This window comes from Mesorhizobium sophorae, from assembly GCF_002270415.1.
In the GTDB taxonomy this organism is placed as follows: domain Bacteria; phylum Pseudomonadota; class Alphaproteobacteria; order Rhizobiales; family Rhizobiaceae; genus Mesorhizobium; species Mesorhizobium sophorae.
Map to the genome: position 1 here is coordinate 54,359 of NZ_NNRI01000024.1, position 15,604 is coordinate 69,962.

Sequence of the window (15,604 nt, forward strand, 5' to 3'; positions counted from 1 at the left end):
CTCAGCCAGCCTCCGATGTCATGCTGCGCGTCGCGGCGACGAACCAGTCGGGCTGGCGGCTGCGGATGTCCGCGGCTGCGCGCTTGGCGACATTGCCGGTCTCGAACAGGCCGAAGCATGTCGCGCCGGATCCGGACATCCGGGAGAATCCCGATCCAGCCTTGTTAAGCCAGGAAAGCGCTCTGCCGATGGCGGGCTGCATCGCCAGCGCCGCGGGCTCAAGATCATTGCGGGTGATTTCCAGCCAGTTGCGCAGGCTATGGAAATCGATGCTGCGCGGCAAAGGCGGCAGTGGCGCATTGTCGCGACGCGACAGCGCTGCGAACACCTCGGCGGTCGAGACGGCCGTTCCGGGATTGACCAGCACCAGCCCCAGCGCCGAAAAATCGGGCACCATCGACAACTCGTCCCCGATGCCCCGCGCGATCAGCGGCTTGGCCGCCAGGCACATCGGCACATCGGCGCCAAGCGAAAGGCCGATCCGCCCCAGCTCAGTGCTGTCCATGTCTAGGGCCCATGTCTCCGCCAGCCCGCGCAGCACGGCTGCCGCATCGCTCGAGCCGCCGCCGACGCCGGAGGCAACCGGCAGGTTCTTTTCGAGCCGGATGGCGACCGGCGAGGTTTTCTTGGCCCCAGCCTCTCTTCGCAGCGCATCGCGGGCCTTGAGCACGAGATTGCTGGCGTCGAGCGGAACGGCCTGCGCGTAGCGGCCAGACACGGTAAAATCGTCGCTGTCGGCGAGCGCGATTTCGACCCGGTCGCCAAAACGCGTGAACACCGCCAGGCTTTCGATCAGGTGATAGCCGTCAGGGCGCCTGCCGGTGACATGCAGCGCCAGATTGATCTTGGCGTGCGCATGCCAGGTGCGCGACCCGATCTCGGTGTCCACGGCGTCAGTCGTATGCGGGATGATGCTCAGTCCTTGGCCAGCCGGTATTCGCCGGTCTTCGGATCCTTGACCAGCGTACCCATGGCACCGTTGGCTGCCTGCTTTTCCGTGCGCCGCACCTTGGCGGTCACGCGCTCGGCTTCCCGGATGAAGGTGCGGTAGCCGAAATAGGCGGCGACGCCAACGACGGTGAAGAAAATGATCTGCGGCATGTCAAAACTCCTCCCACGCTGGGCGGCGGCCGGTCGGGTCGGTTCATGCATGTCGCCCAAAGGTGGATCCGGTTTTAGGAAAGCGACATGCATAAGACTTCAAGCTCTCATGCTAGACGGTTTTGCCCGGTTTTCAAAGCCCGAAGCGAGACCACAACGCGCGCTCTTCCGCCGCATCGATCACGCCGCTGGCGGCTGCCGCGGCGATATCGGGCGCTGAAAAGCCCTTGCTCGACCCGAACAGGCCGAACCGGCTGAGGAAACCGCGCGGCGCCGTGACCAGCCTGAGCTGGGTCTTCGCTCCGAAACGGGTCTTGAGCACCGTGCGCATGTCGCCGAGTGCATCGACCAGGCCGAGTTCGAGACCCTTCATGCCGGTCCAGAACAGACCGGTGAACAGGTCCGGATCGTCCTTCAGCTTCGTGCCGCGCCTTTCCTTGACGAGGTCGATGAACGTGCCGTGCACCTCGAGTTGCAGCGCTTTCAGGCGCTCGACGTCTTCCTTCTTCTCCGGCTTGAACGGATCGAGCACAGCCTTGTTCTGGCCGGCGGTGTGGACACGGCGCTCGACGCCGATCTTCTTCATCAGCTCCGGGAAGCCGAACGAGGCCGAGACCACGCCGATCGAACCGACGATGGAGGACGGATCGGCGAAGATCTCGTCGCCGGCGACCGCGATCATGTAGCCGCCCGATGCCGCGACGTCTTCGACGAAGACCAGCACTTTCTTGTTCTTTTCAGTTGCCAGGTCACGAATACGCTTGAAGATCAGCCGCGATTGCACCGGCGAGCCGCCCGGCGAATTGATCGAGATGGCGACCGCCGGTGCGTCGTAGGAAAACGCCTTCTCGATGAGGCCGGCCGTCGAGGCCAGCGACAGGGTCGGCCGGAACTGGCCACCCCCGGGCATGATGGTGCCGTGCAGCCGGATGACCGGAATGGTGACGACGGTCGAGCGCCAAGACTTCGGCAGCAGGCGGTTGATAAGTCGTTTCACGAGGGCGCGGTCTCCAGTCGATAGGTTGCAGGCATGTAGGAACTCCCCGGCCAACGGCAATGCGGCCGGTAAGAATAGCTCAATCTCCGAACAGCGAGGCCAGGCCGTTGGCAATCATTTCGCTGCGCTCATCAGGGCCGTCGCCCGATTGCGCATGAAGCATCAGCGGAGGGCGAATGGCGAGCTTCCCCCGCGCCCCGAGCGCAGCCCTGACGACGATGCGGATCGCCGCCGCGTCGGGGCGGGGATGGACAGCGAGGATCTCGGCATCGCCGAAGCGGCCGGAGATCGCGTCGAGAATGGAGCCGAGCTGCTCGGGCCGGGCGATCACGGCAAGCCCACCGCGCGGCCTGACTACGGCGGCAGCACTTCTGATCCAGCTCTCGAACAGTCCGTCCTCCGTGACGTGGGCTTCCTTTCTCAGGCGATCGGGCGTGGCACGATCCCGTACGGCGTTGAAAGGCGGGTTCATGATGACGAAGTCGAAGTCGTTGTCGGCGAGGCCGGCCGCCGCCCGCGCCCGTCCCGATACGGTGACATCGGCGATGAGCACAGAGGCACGGTCACTGAGATGGGCATTGCCGGGATGGGCAAGCGTTGCTGCGGCGAAAGCAGCCATTTCCGGCGCCCGTTCGACGAGCACGGCAGCGGCCGTTGGGCAGCGCGACAGCACCGCCAGACCGGCGGCCCCGGCGCCAGCGCCGAAATCGGCGAGACGTCCGCCAAAGGAGGATGGCACGGCCGCCGCCAGCATCATGGCATCCATGCCCGCGCGATGGCCGCCTTGCTTGGGCTGCACGAGCCAGAACCGGCCGCGATGGAAGGCATCGACCGTATGGGCCGGCGTGTCCGGGGCAAGGGTGGCCGGCGCGGCGGACATTATTTCCCGCGGATCTCGTTGGCGATGCCGGCATCCGTCAGGATGCGCCGTGCCGCGTCGGCCTGGTCGGCATCGACCATGACACGTCGCGGCAGGATGCCGAGCGAGCCGTCGAGCACGCTCATGTTCTGGTCGGCGACGAAGCAGCCGATGCCGGCATCGCGCATCAGCGATTCGACAAAGGAGATGATGACGGCGTCGTTGGTGCGAATGAGCTCTATCATCGGGCGAAACTCTCAGTTTGCGGCGCATATGTAAACGGGCAGGCGGATTTCCGTCACCAAGCAGACCTGCTCTTTCGGCAGGGTTGACAGGCTGTCATCGCCGCCGCGCCAATTCGCCACTTGCCGTGGCCGTGTCTGGCGCCCTAGAGTCCCTGCCGGGACCAAGGGTGCCGTCGCACGCGTTATACCAAGACGGGAGTGATTGTCGTGGGTGTCGTTCTCAACATCGAAAACGGGAAGCGGGAACCCGCCTCCATCAAGGATTTGATCGATCTGACGGCGGCCGATATGGGACGCGTCAATGAATTGATCCTGTCCAAGGCCGGCTCCGACGTCGAGATGATTCCGGAGGTTGCCAACCATCTGATCTCGTCCGGCGGCAAGCGGCTGCGGCCGATGCTGACGCTCGCTGCCGCGCAGATGTTCGGCTATGCCGGCGAGGGCCACGTCAAGCTCGCAACGGCGGTCGAATTCATGCACACGGCAACGCTTCTCCACGACGATGTCGTCGACGAAAGCGGCATGCGGCGCGGCAAGAAGACCGCGCGCATGATCTGGGGCAACCAGGCGAGCGTCCTGGTCGGCGACTTCCTGCTCGGCCAGGCCTTCCGCATGATGGTCGATGTCGGCTCGCTCGAAGCGCTCGACATCCTGTCGAGTGCGGCCTCGATCATCGCCGAGGGCGAGGTGATGCAGCTCGCCGCCGCCAAGAACCTCGATACCACCGAGGACGAGCATTTCGCCGTCATCAAGGCCAAGACCGCGGCGCTGTTTTCGGCCGCTGCCGAGGTCGGCCCGGTCATTGCCCAGGCGACACGCAACGACCGTGCCGCACTGCGCTCCTACGGCATGAACCTCGGCCTTGCCTTCCAGTTGATCGACGATGCGCTGGACTATGGCGGCACCAGCAAGGATCTGGGCAAGAATGTCGGCGACGACTTCCGCGAGGGCAAGGTGACCTTGCCGGTTATCCTCGCCTACCGGCGCGGCACCAAGGCCGAGCGCACCTTCTGGAAGCGCGCCATCGAGGACAATGTCGTCGATGACGCCGGCCTGGAAAAGGCGATCGGCCTGATGACCCGCCACGGCGCGATCGCCGACACGATCGGGCGTGCCCGCCATTTCGGCGAGATCGCCCGCGACGCGCTGGCGCCGCTGGAAGCGACGCCGCAGAAATCGGCGCTGATCGACGTCATCGATTTCTGCATCAGCCGGGTGAACTGAGCGGCTGGCGTTTCGGGGCAGGCTCTGCTCTGCAAAAAACCTGATCAGGAGATGGCACCGCCACGGCCGCTGTCTGGTGAGCCGACCTCCTGAAATTCGCTTTGGGGGTGGAAAGGGGACGTCGAAGCCCTCGCCACTTCCGGACCTCGGGTTATGACTTAGCCCGCGTGGACTCTCATGGCGGGGCCCGGGCAAGCAGCACCTCTGACAGTGGACAGTAAATCCGTTACTGCTCCTTCTTGAACAGGTCCTGGAAGAGCAGCTGGCCCCAAGCGCGGTCGCGTGCGTGCACCAACGCGCCACCCTCGTTGAGCTTTCCCAGCTTGACGGGTGCGAACCCCAGTTGTTTGGCCAAATCCGCCACGGGAGCGATCGCGTCCTCGTCGTCGCTCGACAGGAAGACCACCCGGTGGCCGCCCTCGACGATCGGATCGGCGGCCAGGGTGGCCGCAACGAGGTGATTGAAACCTTTCACGAACTTAGCGCCGGTGAACGACTTCGCAACGAAGGCGGAGGACGGGAGGCCGTCCAGCTCCTCAAGAGGAACCAACGCGTTCATCGCGTCGATGACCGTCTTGCCTTTCCAACTCGGCAGGGCCTTCGCAACCTCGCGATGTTCCCCGAACGGGACCGCCAAGATGATTGTGTCGGCCTCGAGTGCATCCCGCAGCGACTTGGCGACGACCGTGGGTCCAATCGCCCGAGCCTGCGGCGCCAACGCCTCGGGCGGCCGGCGGCTCGCGACGGTCACGTCGATGTTTTTACGGGCGAAGGCGTAGGCGAGGGCCTGGCCTATCTTACCGAATCCTACAATCGCGTAGCTCATAATGCTTCTCCTATCGGTGTCGATACTGATTACCCCGGCCTTCGACAGCGCTGGGTTATCCGTTTCGCCGCATGGCGACCTTCGCGAGATCTTCGGACCGCCACCGCAAGCGATGCGTGACATCGGTTCGAATTCCTGAATTGACGCGTAGTCGTCCTGCCGTGACGACTTCCGCGCGCCCGGACGGTCAACCACTTCCGGCGATCGGGCGCGATTTCAGATGGCCGAGAAGCCGCCGTCGACAGACAACTCCACCCCATTCACGAAGCTTGAATCGTCTGAAGCAAGAAACAGCGCGACCGCCGCAATTTCCTCAGGACGCCCCATCTTTCCCCGCGGGATCAGAGATTCGAACATCCGCTTCGCCTCCTCCGTGAGAACTTGGTCCTGCATCGGTGTGGCGATCGGCCCCGGCCTCAGCACGTTCACCCGGATATTCCTGCCCTTCAGTTCGTTGAGCCAGGTGCGTGCGAATGAGCGCAACGCCGCCTTGCTCGCCGCATACACGCCGTAACCAGGAAAACCTTTCACCGAAGCAACTGACCCGGTCATGAAGATCGATCCGCCATCGTTGAACAGCTGCAACGCTTTCTGAACCGTAAACAGCGTGCCGCGCGTATTCAGGCCGAAGGCCGCATCGAAATGCTGCTCGGTAATCTCGCCCAGTGGGACGGCTTCGCCCATGCCGGCGCTCGCGTACAGGACATCGATCTTGCCCTTCTCTCGCTTGACTGTATCGAACAGACGGTCGAGGTCGTCGAGATTGGCCGCGTTGCCGCGCACGCCGGTCACGTTCCGGCCAATCAGCTTGACGGCCTCGTCGAGCGCCTCCTGCCTTCGGCCCGTGATGAAAACATAGGCGCCTTCTTCAACGAACCGCCTGGCGCTCGCCAGCGCCATGCCGCTCGATCCGCCCGTGATGACCGCAACCTTACCGTCCAGCTTTCCCACGATTTTTCCTTTCAGGCTCTGCCTTTGGTCGTTCGGGAAGAACCCCGAGAGCCTAGAAATAAGTCTGCCGGGGTATGGCTTTGAGTGCGGAAACGCGCACATCGGTGGTGCAAAATCGATCCGGCTCGACGACGGACGCCGGCCGCGACGACCGGTGTGCGCCATTCAGGATTGGGCCGCGTTTGTCGGCATGGGTTATGTTAATCGCCGTGCTACCCGCAAACGAGATGCTGTTCGATGTGGTAGATGTGGGCTTTGGAAGGCGCACCGCGCGGTGCGAGATTGCACCATGATCGACTGGGATGACGTTCGCTACTTTCTTGCCGTCGCGCGTGGAGGCTCGGTGCGGGCTGCCGCCGAGCGCCTCGGTGTGAATCACTCGACCGTGCTGCGACGCATCGCCCAGCTTGAGGAACGCCTCGGGGTGCACATGTTCGAAAAGCTGCCGTCGGGCTACCGCCTGACGGCTGCGGGCGAGGAGGTCCTCGAGTTCGCGGACCAGATGGAAGCGTCGTCGCACCTGCTCGAGACGCGCGTCTTCGGGCGCGACCAGAGCGTGCGCGGGCTTCTGCGGGTCACGCTGGCACCGCCCCTCGCGACACACCTGCTCATGCCGGACTTCGCCGATTTCGCTAGTCAGCATCCGGACATCGAGATGGAAATCTTGTCGTCCGGCGAGCTGGCAAATCTGACCAACCGAGAGGCCGACGTCGCGATCCGCGTCGTCTACGACCGCAAAACCCTGCCGCTCAATCTTCACGGCCTGAAGGGACCGGAGCTGTTCGGCGGCGTCTATATGTCTCGCGATCGACTATCCGCGTGGCGTGCGGGCGCGCCTGATCCCATCCGCTGGATCGTCATAAGCATTCATGGAATTCCGGATTGGGCCAGCGAGGGTGAGGTTCGCACCACGGGGGTTCCATTCAGGACCACGGACGCCGAGGCGCAGATCGTTGCCGTACGGCAAGGGCTCGGGATGACGACACTGCCGTGCTTCGTTGGCGATGCCGACCCCCTACTGGTGAGGGTGCCGGGTGCCGACCTGCACATGTACGGAACGCTCTGGCTTCTCACGCAGGGGGAGACACGCAAGACGAAGCGCGTGCGGCTCTTTACCGAGTTCGTATCCCGCAGGCTCGCCGCGTACGCTTCGCTTCTCGCGGGGCTGAATGGAGGCGAGAACTTACGCCGACCCCGGCTTGATGACGATCCGACGATGTACCGTTGAGCACCCCTTCGTGACGATCAAGCGCATGTCGGGCGGTGGAAGGTTCCTCACCAGGGGGCTTAGGGCGGTGAAGTCGAAGCGGCGCTGTCAATCCTCGCCTTCAACATCCTCCATGCCATGAACGCCTTTGGCAGTACGGCGACCACGTCGAGCTGAGCCGCAGCCACGCCGTTTCTCCTCGGCGGTCTGCCGGGCGAGCGCTGATATCGGAGTCCAGCGGGCCAAACCTGTGATGCGGACCAAACCTGTGATATGATCGGCTCCGCGCTGGGCCATGACCGGAACTCGAAAACGGAAAACTGTCCCTGATCGCCATGGTTTGTTAATCGGGTGCCCGGATTGTGAATTCGAGGCGGATTGAAGCGCGACCCCAAAAAGGCCATGCTTTGCCCGGAAAGATCGAGTCTACGCCAATCCCGCTGACGCGGAGATGGCGCCTGGCTGAAAGGGATACGATGCAGCAAGGACGTGCGCGCTGGCTGACAAGGCTGGCAATTGTGACAGGCATGGCGATCTCGGCTTTGCCGGCCTATGCCAAGCAAACCGCCGAACCGGTCAAGATCACGTCGTTCTCGGGTGCCTATCTGGCCGCCCGGATCGCCGAAGGCGACAACGACCTCGACAGCGCCATCGCCTATTACAAGCAGGCATTGGCCTTCAATCCGAGCGACACCGGACTGCAGCAGAGCCTGATGCTGTCGCTGATCGCTCAAGGGCGCTTCGACGAATCCCTGGTCTATGCCGACAAGCTCAAGGAAGTTCCCGATGTCGAGCGCTTCTCGCGCCTGGCGCTGGCGGTCGATTCCTTCCACAAGAAGGATTTCGCCAAAGCACAGTACTGGCTCAAGCTGTCGCTGGAATCCGATCTCGACCGGCTGATCTCCGGCGTCATGTCCGGCTGGGCCCAACAAGGCGCCGGCCAAGCCAGCGATGCGATGGCTTCCATCGACAAACTGCAGGGGCCGGACTGGTTCGGCCTGTTCAAGTCCTTCCATCGCGCGCTGATCGCCGACGCGTCGGGCATGCCCGAAAAGGCCGAGGCGATCTACGCCGCGACGATGCAGGATACGGCCGCCGGTGGTGCGGCTCCCGAAACCTGGATGCGCAACGCCCAGGCCTACGCGTCGTTCCTGGCCCGCAAGGGCGACAAGGACAAGGCACTGTCGGTGCTCGACCAGGCCGAGGCGTTTGCGCCGGGCAAGCTGGAAATCGTCGCCTTGCGCGACAAGATCAGCAAGGGTGACAAGGTTGCGCCGTTCGCTGCCGGCCCGTCGGACGGCGCGTCGGAGATCCTGCTTAATCTCGCCACGGCGCTCAATCGCGGCGGTGGCGAGCCATTCGTCCGTCTTTACCTGCAGTATGCCCTGGCCCTGAAGCCCGACAGCGACGCAGCCCTGGTGCAACTGGCGGCCGTTTCCGAGCAGTTGAAGGACGGCGAGGGCGCCATCGCGCTCTATCGGCGCATCCCCGACTCTTCGCCGTTGAAAGAGCTTTCGGACCTGCAACTCGGCCTCAACCTTGCCGATCTCAATCGCCAGGACGAGGCGATCACCCATCTGAAGGCTTTCGTTGACGCGCATCCCAACGACATGCGCGCCTATCTGGCGCTCGGCGGCGTCTATTCGTCGAAGGATGATTTCCGCTCGGCGGCCAATCTCTACGACAAGGCAGTCACGGTGCTGAAGACGCCGACTGCCGCCAACTGGAACATCTTCTACCAACGCGGCATCGCCTATGAACGGCTGAAGGAATGGCCCAAGGCCGAACCGAGCTTCCGCAAGGCGCTGGAACTGTTCCCCGACCAGCCGCAGGTGCTGAACTATCTCGGCTATTCCTGGGTCGACATGAATACGAACCTCAAGGAAGGCCTGGCGATGATCCAGAAGGCCGTAGATCTCAGGCCGAGCGACGGCTACATCGTCGATTCCCTGGGCTGGGCCTATTTCCGCCTCGGCCGGTTCGATGACGCGGTGCGCGAGATGGAACGCGCGGTGTCGCTGAAGCCGGAAGATCCGGTTCTCAACGATCATCTCGGCGACGCCTACTGGCGTGTTGGCCGCAAGCTGGAAGCCACCTTTCAGTGGAACCAGGCGCGCGACCTGAAGCCGGACCCCGATGTGCTGGCCACATTGCAGCAGAAGCTGATGAAGGGCCTGCCGCCCATCGAATCCAACACCGCGCAGGAAACCCCGAAGGTCAAGCCCGAGCCGGTGCCAGCCCCGAAGGGGTGAAATCGGTTTCTTGGAATGCAAACGGGGCTCTTTCGGAGCCCCGTTTTCGTTTGGACGTCCATCCGTCCAAAAACTCAACACGTGCCAGTGCGCCGGAAACTGCCTCAGAACATCTTCCGGTAGACGATGAACCCGGAGCGCTCGCCGACCTTGTCATAGAGCTTCATCGCCGTGTGATTGGTCTCATGCGTCAGCCAATACACCCGCCCCGAACCGTCGGCCTGGGCACGCTCGTAGACGCCCTCTATCAGGGCCCGGCCGATGCCTTTGCCGCGCGAGGCCTCTGTGGTGAAAAGGTCCTGCAGGTAGCAATTCGGCGAGATCGCCGTGGTGCTGCGGTGAAAGAGGTAATGCACGAGGCCGAAAAGCTGTCCCTCGCTCTCGGCAACCAGCGCATGCATCGGCTCATAGGCATCGAAGAAGCGCGACCATGTCATCGCGGTGATCTCGCTTGCCAGCGCCGTCTCGCCCGAGCGGCCGTAAAATGCATTGTAACCGTCCCACAGCGGCAGCCATTGGTCGAAATCCTGCCGGGCGATGGGACGGATGATCGTGGAACTGGGCATGATTGAACCTGTTGTCCTGACACTTTGCGGCACGAGCAGACCGCAGCCGCCCATGCCCGGCAATGGGCCAGTCGCTCGCAAAGCTTTCAACATCATCGGCGGGCTCGCTAGGTCCGCACCGGCGCGCCTTGCTTGACGCTACGCCGCCGTGTCTCTAGGACGTGCCGGCAAGCTAGCCTTTGCTGCCGAGGCCCCCGTGACGATTGAAATCCCGACGATTGAAATCCCCGCCCATATGCATCCCAGCCGCTCGTTCCAGGGGCTGATCCTGACCTTGCACAATTACTGGGCGAACTATGGTTGCGTCATCCTGCAGCCCTACGACATGGAGGTCGGCGCCGGCACCTTTCATCCGGCGACGACGCTGCGCGCGCTCGGGCCAAAACGCTGGAACGCCGCCTATGTCCAGCCGTCGCGCCGCCCCAAGGATGGCCGCTATGGCGAGAACCCGAACCGGCTGCAGCATTATTACCAGTACCAGGTGATCCTGAAGCCGAATCCGCCGAACCTGCAGGAGCTTTATCTCGGCTCGCTGGCGGCGATCGGCGTCGATCCGCTGCTGCATGACATCCGCTTCGTCGAGGACGACTGGGAAAGCCCGACGCTGGGCGCCTGGGGGCTGGGCTGGGAGTGCTGGTGCGACGGCATGGAAGTGTCGCAGTTCACCTATTTCCAGCAAGTCTGCGGCATTGAGTGCGCCCCAGTGGCGGGCGAACTGACCTATGGGCTGGAGCGTTTGGCCATGTATGTGCAGGGCGTCGACAATGTCTACGACCTCAACTTCAACGGCCGCGAAGGGGCCGACAAGGTCACCTACGGCGATGTCTTCCTGCAGGCCGAGCAGGAATATTCGCGCCACAATTTCGAATACGCCAACACGGCGATGCTGCTGCGCCATTTCGAGGACGCCGAGGCCGAATGCAAGGCGCTGCTCGATGCCGGTGCACCGGCGTCGAACGACAATCTGCCGATGCACCGCATGGTTTTCCCGGCCTACGACCAGTGCATCAAGGCCAGCCATGTCTTCAACCTGCTCGACGCGCGTGGCGTGATTTCGGTCACGGAACGGCAGAGCTACATCTTGCGGGTGCGCAATCTGGCGAAGGCCTGCGGCGAGGCGTTTTTGAAGACGCAGGCCGGCGGACTGGCGGCCTGAGTTCAGGCACGCTTCATCACCTTGAGGCAAGCGTTGATCGGCAACACGTTCTGACCAGTGGCACCGTCGATCGTGCGCAGTGCCTGCCGTACACCCGGCATCGAGAAGGCACCGTGAGCCTGCGCGGTGAAGCAGGCGGTGAGTGCTACAATCTGCAGAAGTCTGGATGCCGTTTTCATGGTCGTTCAGCCAATAGTTCCCTACCTGAGCGTGGGTCGCTTCAGCGCTGCGTTCGGTTCATGGAAATCTTTGATCCAAGGACGGGCGGGGTCGCCTCGTCCCGACAGGGCGGCCAAAATTTCCGGAAAGGGTGACAGCGGCCAGCCGAGTTGCTATGCCCCGCGCGGACCATCTTGCCGCGTGAGCCTCATCCATGCCTGACCTGCTTCTCGAACTTCGCTCAGAGGAAATCCCCGCGCGCATGCAGCGCAAGGCAGCGGGTGATCTCAGGAAGATGCTGACCGATGGTCTGGTCGAGGCGGGCCTGACCTATGAGGCGGCGCGCGAGTACTGGACCCCGCGGCGTCTGGCGGTCGATATCAGGGGCCTGACCGCGCGCTCGAAGGATATAAGCGAGGAGATCAAGGGACCGTCTACGACGGCGCCCGAACAGGCGGTGCAAGGTTTCCTGCGCAAGGCCGGGCTTTCGTCGATCGCCGAGGCGCATGTCCATTCCGGTCCTAAGAAAGGCGATTTCTACGTCGCCCACATCTCGAAGCCGGGCAGGGCATCGGAAGAGATCATCGCCGAGCTGGTGCCGGGCATCATCCGCGGCTTCCCTTGGCCGAAATCGATGCGCTGGGGGCCGGCCTCGGCCAAGCCCGGTTCGCTGCGCTGGGTGCGCCCGCTGCAATCGATCCTGTGCACCTTCGGCCCGGAGACCGAGGAACCGGTGGTGGTCGATTTCGAGATCGACGGCATCCGCTCGGGCAACATCACCTATGGCCACCGCTTCCACGCGCCTGGCGCCATTACGGTGCGCCGCTTCGACGACTATGTCCCAAAGCTGGAGGCGGCCAAGGTCGTGCTCGACGCCGACCGGCGCAAGGAGATCATCCTTGCCGACGCACGCAATCTCGCCTTCGCCAACGGGCTCGATCTTGTCGAGGACGAAGGGCTGCTGGAGGAAGTCTCCGGGCTGGTCGAATGGCCGGTCGTGCTGATGGGCGAGTTCGAGGAGGCTTTCCTGGCCATTCCGGCCGAAGTGGTCCGGTTGACCATCCGCGCCAACCAGAAATGCTTTGTCACGCGGCCGCAGGGTGCTGCCGAGGGTCTTTCCAATCGCTTCGTCCTGACCGCCAACATCGAGGCCAAGGATGGCGGCAAGGAGATCGCCCACGGCAACGGCAAGGTGGTGCGCGCCCGCCTGTCCGACGCGCTCTATTTCTGGACGACCGACCAGGGCGATTTGCCGGACCTCCATCAGCTCGCGGCATCGGCGGAAAAATTCGGGCTCGATCTCAAGAAGCCGCTCGACCAGCGCATGGCGCGCCTCGACCATCTCGGCGTTACCTTCCACGCAAAGCTCGGCACGCAAGGTGAGCGGGTGGAGCGGATTGCCCGGCTTGCCGAGGAATTGGCGCCGATCGTCGGCGCCGATCCTGTGCTGGCGCGCCGAGCCGCTGTCCTGGCGAAGGCCGATCTCACCACCGAAGTCGTCGGCGAATTTCCCGAACTGCAAGGCGCCATGGGCCGCAAATACGCGCTGCTGCAGGGCGAGCATGCTTCGGTCGCCGCGGCGGCGGAAGAGCACTACAAGCCGCAGGGCCCTTCCGACCGAGTGCCGGCCGATCCGGTTTCGGTCGCTGTCGCGCTTGCCGACAAGCTCGACACGCTGGTCGGCTTCTGGGCTATCGACGAAAAGCCGACGGGGTCGAAGGACCCCTATGCGTTGCGTCGGGCAGCGCTCGGGGTGGTTAGAATATTGATCGAAAATGATATTCGACTGGCGCTGGCACCCATCGTCGGGAGGGTTTCCGACCTCCTCGGATTCTTCCACGACCGTCTGAAGGTCTACCTCCGCGACCAGGGTGCGCGGCATGATCTGATCGATGCCGTCATCACACCGCAGTCCGACGACTTGCTGCAGATCGTGCGCCGTGTCGAGGCGCTTGGTTCTTTCCTCGACACCGAGGACGGCAGGAATCTGCTCGCCGGCACCAAGCGCGCGGCCAACATCCTGGCTGCCGAGGAGAAGAAGAAAACGGCGGTCGCCAAGGCTGTTGAGCCGGCGCTGTTTCGCGAGGATGCCGAGAAATTGCTGTTTGCGGCGGTGAATCAGGGTGAGAAGCAAGCCGGCGAAGCGATTCAAAACGAAGACTTTTCCGGCGCGCTGCTGGCGCTTAGCGTGTTGCGCGAACCGGTTGATTCATTCTTTGAGCATGTTCTCGTGAATGATGAGGACGAGGCCGTGCGCGCCAACCGCCTGGCGCTCCTCGCCCGCATCCGGGCGGCCACCGGTCAGGTCGCGGACTTCTCGAAGATCGCTGGTTGAGGCCTGAAAAATTCTGAAGATGGGTCCTTCGAGCCGGCTTACAGTCATATGACGATGACCTCTCCGTGGCAAAAGGGACATGTTCCCCAACCCACGGAGGCTTCCATGAATTCCGATCACGAAATCGAAGTGACAGAAGAAACCCCGGCTCCCGCCGAGGCGCTTGAATCCGCTTCCGAAACCGCCCTCGATCACGCTGCCGCCGTCACGGTCGAAGCGGCCGATCTGTCGGATGATGACGAAGACGGCGACGATGAAGAAGAGTCTGACAAAGACGACGCCGAAGCCGCCACGCTCTCGGATGACGACGAAGATGAAGAAGACGATGAAGACGAGGACGAAGACGACGCCGATGACAGCGTGAAGGCTGAAGGCGACGACGAGAAATCCAAAGAAGAAGAATCCGAAGACGACGAGTCCGAAGAAGACGACAAGGAAGAAGCTGCCTGATTTTAGGCTGCCGATCTATCGATTGATGACAGGGCGGCGCTGACGCGCCGCCCTTTTCTGTCAGATGCTAGCCTTCTCAGTCTTCCAGAATGCTGACGCGCACGCTGTTTTCGTAGACGTCGACCTGGATCAGCGGCTCGCCATTGACGATGGCGCGCTTGGTCGAGGAGCTCATCGCGCCGGAACGCTCCAGCATGCGCTGCAAATCGGCGCGCTGGTCGTTGGTCCTGAACCAGCCATCACCCTCGTCATCGCGGTCGCGACGGTGGAATTTGTGCCAGTTGGCGCGGTCCTGCCGTACCATCTGCGCCGCAGTCTCCAGTGCATAGCCGTCACTCGCCTGATGATCCCGATCGGAAATGCGCGCGACATAGGATCCCAGCATGTCATCGGCATGAGCCGCGCCGGCGCCAAGCAACGACGCCAGCAGAAGCCCGGCCGCAGTGATGGTTTTGAATTTGCTCATGATCAGCCCCCCTTAGTGGCACCCGGCGGCGAAGAACCGGGACGGGTTTGCCTGCCAATGGTGCGCTGGGCGCCAGACCGCCGTCAAGTCGCTGTCCAGCCTCTAATTGGCTTTGCTGACCCCGCGAACGGGCTGGGTTGTTGCTCGTGCGGGTGCTTTCGGCGGCGAGGCCGAGTTTGTCCCGGCGTCTCCCGCAGGAGCGTCGGAGGCTGTAGCCGTTGCCGGCGCAGTACCTGTCGCCGGTGCGGTACCCGTCGCCGGTGCGGTGCCCGTCTCTGGTGCCGCGGCTTTCGCCGAGGCGGCGCTTGGCGCCGGCGCCGAGAAGGCGGGACCAACGACGCCGCCGCGAATGACCATCGGGTTCTGCTCAAAGCCGTGCTTGGCCTCGGGCTTGTCCGTGATCGCCGACACTTTTTCATAGGTGACGTCGGGCTGCGCTTCGCCGAGCCCCATCACCGATTGCACATTGCTGGCCTTGGCGGTTTCGGCGGTCTTCAGCGGTTTGGCGACATCGAGCTTGATGATGGATGGCGTCGAGGAGGGCACGCCGGGGAAAACCAGCGACGAGGCCTGTGCCCCGCCGGCCGTCACCACAACGACAATACCCAGCAGCATGCGCACAGACACCATGATCGCTCCCCTTTGCCCAGAAGCCGCACAGTAGCGGGCCGGAATTGATGCCGGCTTTCGCGTGAACGTAGCATTTTAGCTATTGATAAATCGCCAATACCCAGATTGCCCGACAGCGACTTGTCGCAACAGCCGACTTGCCCAACAGCCGCCATCGTACTACGCAGCCGGCATCTGCGA

At 63.2% G+C, this 15,604-nt stretch carries 17 protein-coding genes; 6 read left to right on the forward strand and 11 right to left on the reverse strand.

Features of this window, described 5'->3' with window-relative positions; genetic code table 11:
• Position 1: 1 nt before the first annotated feature.
• The 5 genes from CGZ66_RS38385 to CGZ66_RS38405 form a co-directional block, all read right to left on the reverse strand.
• Positions 2-889, reverse strand: coding sequence for a 4-(cytidine 5'-diphospho)-2-C-methyl-D-erythritol kinase (locus CGZ66_RS38385; protein WP_095091891.1), 888 nt, complete (start codon positions 887-889; stop codon positions 2-4).
• 26 nt (positions 890-915) lie between these two features.
• The gene (locus CGZ66_RS38390) at positions 916-1,101 is read right to left on the reverse strand and encodes a membrane protein (RefSeq protein ID WP_027023000.1); all 186 of its coding nucleotides are present in this window, start codon (positions 1,099-1,101) and stop codon (positions 916-918) included.
• A gap of 133 nt (positions 1,102-1,234) precedes the next feature.
• On the reverse strand, positions 1,235-2,098 hold the full coding sequence (locus tag CGZ66_RS38395; protein ID WP_095091892.1) for a S49 family peptidase: 864 nt from the start codon (positions 2,096-2,098) through the stop codon (positions 1,235-1,237).
• A gap of 79 nt (positions 2,099-2,177) precedes the next feature.
• Positions 2,178-2,978, reverse strand: a complete 801-nt coding sequence (locus CGZ66_RS38400; protein ID WP_095091893.1) for a tRNA1(Val) (adenine(37)-N6)-methyltransferase — start codon at positions 2,976-2,978, stop codon at positions 2,178-2,180.
• Positions 2,978-3,202 (reverse strand): putative signal transducing protein, encoded by a 225-nt coding sequence (locus tag CGZ66_RS38405; RefSeq protein WP_015318845.1) that lies wholly within the window; start codon positions 3,200-3,202, stop codon positions 2,978-2,980. The genes CGZ66_RS38400 and CGZ66_RS38405 overlap by 1 nt, the downstream gene beginning before the upstream one ends.
• A gap of 207 nt (positions 3,203-3,409) precedes the next feature.
• Here CGZ66_RS38405 and CGZ66_RS38410 point away from each other — a divergent pair, with 207 nt between their 5' ends.
• A complete protein-coding gene (locus CGZ66_RS38410; protein ID WP_095091894.1) occupies positions 3,410-4,426 on the forward strand; it encodes a polyprenyl synthetase family protein in 1,017 nt (338 codons plus the stop codon).
• Positions 4,427-4,652: 226 nt separating this feature from the next.
• Here the strand turns inward: CGZ66_RS38410 and CGZ66_RS38415 are convergent, their stop codons facing one another.
• Positions 4,653-5,252, reverse strand: a complete 600-nt coding sequence (locus tag CGZ66_RS38415) for an NAD(P)-binding domain-containing protein (RefSeq protein WP_095091895.1) — start codon at positions 5,250-5,252, stop codon at positions 4,653-4,655.
• 216 nt (positions 5,253-5,468) lie between these two features.
• A complete protein-coding gene (locus tag CGZ66_RS38420) occupies positions 5,469-6,203 on the reverse strand; it encodes an SDR family NAD(P)-dependent oxidoreductase (RefSeq protein WP_095091896.1) in 735 nt (244 codons plus the stop codon).
• A 289-nt stretch (positions 6,204-6,492) separates the two neighbouring features.
• Here CGZ66_RS38420 and CGZ66_RS38425 point away from each other — a divergent pair, with 289 nt between their 5' ends.
• Together CGZ66_RS38425 and CGZ66_RS38435 are read left to right on the forward strand one after the other, a co-directional pair.
• The gene (locus CGZ66_RS38425) at positions 6,493-7,431 is read left to right on the forward strand and encodes a LysR family transcriptional regulator (RefSeq protein ID WP_095091897.1); all 939 of its coding nucleotides are present in this window, start codon (positions 6,493-6,495) and stop codon (positions 7,429-7,431) included.
• Between the two features lie 455 nt (positions 7,432-7,886).
• Entirely contained in the window at positions 7,887-9,662 is a 1,776-nt protein-coding gene (locus CGZ66_RS38435) for a tetratricopeptide repeat protein (protein ID WP_095091898.1), read from the forward strand.
• Between the two features lie 104 nt (positions 9,663-9,766).
• On the opposite strand, the gene CGZ66_RS38440 is transcribed toward CGZ66_RS38435, so the two are convergent.
• Positions 9,767-10,228, reverse strand: a complete 462-nt coding sequence (locus CGZ66_RS38440) for a GNAT family N-acetyltransferase (protein WP_095091982.1) — start codon at positions 10,226-10,228, stop codon at positions 9,767-9,769.
• Between the two features lie 235 nt (positions 10,229-10,463).
• Between CGZ66_RS38440 and CGZ66_RS38445 the strand changes: the two genes are divergently transcribed.
• Positions 10,464-11,384, forward strand: coding sequence for a glycine--tRNA ligase subunit alpha (locus CGZ66_RS38445; protein WP_095091899.1), 921 nt, complete (start codon positions 10,464-10,466; stop codon positions 11,382-11,384).
• A 2-nt stretch (positions 11,385-11,386) separates the two neighbouring features.
• Here CGZ66_RS38445 and CGZ66_RS40245 read toward each other — a convergent pair whose 3' ends face one another.
• Positions 11,387-11,563 carry a hypothetical protein gene (locus CGZ66_RS40245; protein WP_167392422.1) on the reverse strand — a complete coding sequence of 59 codons (177 nt, stop codon included), beginning with the start codon at positions 11,561-11,563 and terminating at the stop codon, positions 11,387-11,389.
• A 194-nt stretch (positions 11,564-11,757) separates the two neighbouring features.
• Here CGZ66_RS40245 and glyS point away from each other — a divergent pair, with 194 nt between their 5' ends.
• Both glyS and CGZ66_RS38455 read left to right on the forward strand, forming a co-directional pair.
• Entirely contained in the window at positions 11,758-13,878 is a 2,121-nt protein-coding gene (gene glyS / locus CGZ66_RS38450; protein WP_095091900.1) for a glycine--tRNA ligase subunit beta, read from the forward strand.
• Between the two features lie 105 nt (positions 13,879-13,983).
• Entirely contained in the window at positions 13,984-14,328 is a 345-nt protein-coding gene (locus CGZ66_RS38455; protein ID WP_095091901.1) for an ATPase, read from the forward strand.
• Positions 14,329-14,404: 76 nt separating this feature from the next.
• On the opposite strand, the gene CGZ66_RS38460 is transcribed toward CGZ66_RS38455, so the two are convergent.
• Both CGZ66_RS38460 and CGZ66_RS38465 read right to left on the reverse strand, forming a co-directional pair.
• On the reverse strand, positions 14,405-14,794 hold the full coding sequence (locus CGZ66_RS38460; protein WP_095091902.1) for a hypothetical protein: 390 nt from the start codon (positions 14,792-14,794) through the stop codon (positions 14,405-14,407).
• Positions 14,795-14,896: 102 nt separating this feature from the next.
• Positions 14,897-15,424 (reverse strand): hypothetical protein, encoded by a 528-nt coding sequence (locus CGZ66_RS38465; RefSeq protein WP_167392423.1) that lies wholly within the window; start codon positions 15,422-15,424, stop codon positions 14,897-14,899.
• Positions 15,425-15,604: the final 180 nt, after the last annotated feature.